This is a genomic window from Mycobacterium sp., assembly GCF_036488105.1.
Lineage (GTDB): Bacteria > Actinomycetota > Actinomycetes > Mycobacteriales > Mycobacteriaceae > Mycobacterium.
Genome location: NZ_DASXHW010000533.1, coordinates 1 through 5,036 on the forward strand (window position 1 = coordinate 1; position 5,036 = coordinate 5,036).

Sequence of the window (5,036 nt, forward strand, 5' to 3'; positions counted from 1 at the left end):
CGATGTGAAGCCGATGACGCCGCGGATCCCGTTGATCAGCACGGTCGGCCAATCCGGCGGTGCGGCAGCGACGTTCGACGCCGACTACTGGGTGGTCAACCTGCGCAACCCGGTGCGATTCAGCCAAGCCGTCGCGAAGGCTGCCGAAAATCACACCACCTTCGTCGAAGTCAGCCCCCACCCCCTGCTCACCCATGGCATCGGCGAGACGCTGGCCTCGGTGTCGTCGCGCGATCGCTTCAACGTCACCGCGGCGATGAAGCGTGGCGACGACGAAACACTTTCTGTCCACGAGCAACTCGCCACGCTCGGCGTGACGGCCCAGGACACCGAGGGTCGGCGCCGCCTCGACATACCCGCGTCGCCGTGGCTGCACGCCAGCTACTGGGTCGAGAAGAAGGCGGCCGGACAACGGCTGACCAACGTCCACCCGCTACTCGGCGCACACGTCGAGATGCCATCCGGTGATGAGCATGTCTGGCAGACCGACATCGGTGTCGAGGCGTTGCCATGGTTAGCCGATCACACGATTGGGGGCCGGGCGGCCCTCTCGGCGGCCGGCTTCGCCGAGATGGCGTTGGCCGCAGCCGGCCAGGCACTCGGCGCATCCGTCGTCACAGCGCTGGAGATCGAGCGGCCGCTGATCCTGGACGCTCAGACCCGCGTGACGACACAGCTGTCGCAAGGTCACGACGCGAATCGCGTTGAGATCCAAGCCCGCTCGGCCGGCGGCAGCTGGTCGCGGTATGCGGTGGCCGACGTCGACGTGGTCGACGCGCCGGCCGGCAAGCAGGACGGTGAGGGCACCGAGGTCGTGCTGCCCGACGAGGTCGCCGACCACCCCGAGTACCGCATCCACCCGGTGCTGCTCGACGCGGCATTGCGGCAACTGGCCGCCGCCATCCAAGGGGAGTCAGACGAGGCGTCGTATCAAGCGGTTTCGGTGGAGACGATCCGGGTGTTCGGCCCGATCCGCGGCCGGGCACGTAGCCACACCGAACTGGTCGAGCAGGGGCAGGACGGACACCGGGGCCGCATCGTTCTCACCGATGACACCGGGGCCACGATCGCGGAGCTGACCGGCATCGAGCTGAAGCCGGTGGATCTGGCCAGTGTGCCGCTGCCGTTGGAGCAGAAGATCTTCGACGCCGCATGGGTGCAGAACCCGGCGCCGCGGGGCGATGCGGTGGCAGAGGGTACCTGGGTGGTGGTGGCCGAATCTGATTCGGAGACAACGGCACTCGCAGCGGAGCTCACGACGCGGTTGACGTCGCCGGTTCGGCGAGTGATCAGCGCGTCGTTGGCGGACGAGTCCGCAGTGGCCGAAGCCTTCGCCGCCATCGGAGGCGATTCGCAGTTCCCGCCGGTGGGCATCGTCGTGCTGCTGGCGAAGCGCCCGTTCGACGGCGCCGACATCGATGCCGCGCTGAGCCGTTCACAAGACTTGATCGTGCAGATCTCGGCCGCCGCTCACGCGGCCGTCGACGGCTGGAAGGGCAAGTCGCCGCGGTTGTGGCTGGTCACCCGCGACGGACTGTCGGTTCGCGACAACGAGCCGGGCGACCCGGCGATCGGCGCGCTCAAAGGCCTCATCCGCAACTGGAGGTTCCCCGGCGAAGCGGCCCGCGTGCTGGCCGGCGAGCCGGATCTCGGCGCCACCCTGCTCGATCTGGGCGGCGCCGGTGACCTCGTCGCTGCGCTGACGAATGAGTTGGCGGCATCGACCGGCGACGACGTGGTCGCGCTGCGCGAGGACGGTCGCTACGTCGAGCGGCTGGTGCGGGCGACGCTGGACGGCGGCCACCACGAAGCGGTGGTTCGCGCCGATGGCTCCTACATCGTCACCGGCGGTCTCGGAGGCCTGGGCACCGTCGTCACCCGCTGGCTGGTCGAGCGTGGCGCGGGTCGGATTGTGCTCAACGGCCGCAGTGAACCCTCCGAAGCGCAACGCAATGACCTGGACGCCCTGGGCGACGGCACCGAGGTTGTCTTCGTGGCCGGCGACATCGCAAGCCCCGGGGTGGCCGAGCGGTTGGTGGCTGCGGCCGAAGAGACGGGACGACCGCTGCGCGGACTCGTGCACGGCGCCGGTGTGACCGGCGACGGCCTGGTGACCGCGCTGACCCGGGAAGGAATGCAGCGGGTCTGGACGCCCAAGGTGGCCGGCGCGCTGCGACTGAACGCGGCGACTACCAACCGCGAGCTGGACTGGTGGGTCGGCTTCTCCTCGATGGCCACGCTGCTCGGCTTGCCGGGCCAACTGGCCTACGCCACCGGGAACGCCTGGCTCGATGCGCTGATGACGTGGCGACGCGCGTCCGGGTTGCCCGCCACCGCGATCAACTGGGGCCAGTGGTCGGACGTCGGCATGAGCCGGGCGTTGACCTACAGCGTGCTCGACCCGATCACGCCCGACGAAGGCATCGAGGCGCTGCAGAATCTGGTCGGAGGGCCGCTCAACCGGGTGGGTGTGGGACGGCTGCGGCTCGACCGCGCGGTCGCGGCCACTCCGGATTTCCGCGACCTCGACTACTTCGGCACGGTCGTCTCAGAATTCGACGCCACCGTCGGAGTCACGAGCACCGAGCACCCGGCGACGGCCGATCACGCGGGCGCGCCGGTGGCCGCGGCCCCGGACTGGTCGACGCTGTCCACCGAGGACCGGCTCACCGAACTGCAGACCAGGTTGCAGGCCATCTTGGGGCGCGAGCTGAGGATGTCGCCCTCGGCGATCAACCTCGATGCGCCGTTCCCCGAACTGGGCCTGGACTCGATGATGGCCATGACGGTGCTCAAGGAGACCAAGAAGCTGGTCGGCCTGGACGTGTCGGCGAACATGTTGTTCAACCACCCGACGATCTCCTCGTTGGCGGTGTACGTGGCGGGTCTGCTTGCACCTCCGGACACGCCGGAGGAAGATACCGCCGATTCAGCGGCCGCCTCGGCGAGCGGTGTGCTGGATGAATTGTTTGACAGCGTGGAGTCGGCTTCGGCGGGCAGTGAGTGAGAGCGGTATCTTCTGGTGACATCTCTGATGGCTGAAGCCAGCAGCTTCATGACCTTCACTCAGCCTCAGATCCTTCTCTGCGGTGCGTCTATCGACGCCGCACGACGGGCCAGTCCGACCCTGATAAGGACGGTAGCAGTGAGGAACGACAGAATCCGCTGCCACGCGGCGGAGGTCCCCATTTCCCCGGCGGCTGAAGCCGCCGGTCCCCTCGGGCCGTACTGATGGCGACGATTTACGACAGAGTTTCGGCGATGTCCGGCGACAAGCGGGACGCGCTGACGCAGCAGTTCGACAAGGCCGCACGGATCGCCACCGCCGAGCCGATCGCGGTGGTCGGTATGGGCTGCCGTTTCCCGGGCGGCGCGGTGGGCCCGGAGGGCTACTGGAACTTCCTGGCGAACAGCGGCGACGGCATCAGTGAGATCCCGGCTGATCGTTGGAATGCCGACGACTACTACGACCCGGATCAGTTTGCGCCCGGCCGGATGTCGTCCAAGTGGGGTGGGTTCCTGCCCGACGTGGCCGGCTTCGACGCCGACTACTTCGGGATCTCCCCGCGTGAAGCCGAAGCCATGGACCCCCAGCAGCGGCTGATGCTCGAGGTGGCCTACGAGGCGCTCGAACACGCGGGGATCGCGACAGACGAACTGTCGGGTGTGCGCGCCGCCGTCATGATGGGCGTGTATTACGGCGAGTACCAAACGATTTCGGCGGCCGACCCGGACAGCATCGACGCCTACTCGGCAACCGGCAATGCCCACGCCGTCGCCGTCGGGCGCATCGCGTACCTGCTCGGGCTGCGGGGTCCGGCGGTGGCGATCGACTCCGCGTGTTCGTCGTCGCTGGTGACGATTCATCTGGCCTGTCAGAGCCTGCGGCTGCGCGAGAGCGACCTGGCCCTGGCCGGCGGGGTCAGCCTCATCCTGCGGCCGGAAACTCAGATCGCGATGGCCAAGTGGGGAATGCTGTCCCCGAACGGCCGGTGCTACTCCTTCGACTCCCGCGCCGACGGATTCGTCCGCGGCGAGGGTTGCGGTGTCGTGGTGCTCAAGCGGCTCACCGACGCCGTGCGCGACGGGGACCGCGTGCTGGCCGTCGTGCGGGGTTCCGCGGTCAACCAGGACGGCCGGTCCAACGGCCTGACCGCGCCCAACACCATTGCGCAACAAGACGTCATCAGGAATGCACTGCGCAGCGCCGACGTGACCGCCGCCTCGGTGAACTACATCGAGGCACACGGCACCGGCACCGGGCTGGGTGACCCGATCGAGTTCGAAGCATTGGCCGACCAATACGGCCGCGGCGAGAGCCAATGTGCCCTGGGCGCAGTGAAATCCAACTTCGGCCACCTTGAGGCCGCGGCCGGCATCGCCGGCTTCATCAAGGCCGCGTTATCTGTGCAGCGGGCGCAGATACCGCCCAATCTCAACTTCGTGCAATGGAATCCGGCAATCGACCCGTCGCCCACCCGGCTGTTCGTTCCCACCGAGCTCAGCCCGTGGCCGGCAGAGGAAGGCCCGCGCCGGGCTGCCATATCGTCGTTCGGCATCGGCGGGACGAACGCACACGTCGTGATCGAGCAGGGCCCGGACCCGGTACCGGCCGCCGCTGCCGATTCGGCGTCACCGGTGACGACGCTGACCATCTCCGGCAAGAGCGAGCAGCGGATCGCGTCGTGGGCGACGGCACTGGCCGATTGGATGGCGGGCCAGGGTGCCGATGTGTCGCTGGCCGACATCGCGCACACCGTCAACCTTTACCGCAGTCGCCACAACAAACTGGCCACGGTCTCCGCGCGCGACCGCACCGAGCTAGTGGCTGGACTGCGGGCGCTGGCCGCCGGCCAGCCGACGCCGGGCGTTGTCGGCCCGCGCGAGGCTCCCCGCGGTTCGGGCACGGTGTTTTTGTATTCGGGTCAGGGTTCGCAGTGGGCGGGGATGGGTCGGCAGTTGTTGGCCGATGAGCCGGCTTTTGCTGCGGCGGTGGCCGAGTTGGAGCCGGATTTTGTGGCGCAGGTGGGTTTTTC

2 protein-coding genes are annotated in these 5,036 nt (G+C 68.3%); both read left to right on the top strand.

Going from position 1 to position 5,036, the window contains the following annotated elements; all coding sequences use genetic code 11:
- Window positions 1-3,007: SDR family NAD(P)-dependent oxidoreductase (locus VGH54_RS28070; protein ID WP_331515417.1), on the top strand; the 3,007-nt coding region annotated here is incomplete at its 5' end.
- Window positions 3,008-3,231: 224 nt separating this feature from the next.
- Window positions 3,232-5,036 (top strand): type I polyketide synthase (locus VGH54_RS28075; RefSeq protein ID WP_331515418.1); only part of this gene is annotated, 1,805 nt, incomplete at its 3' end.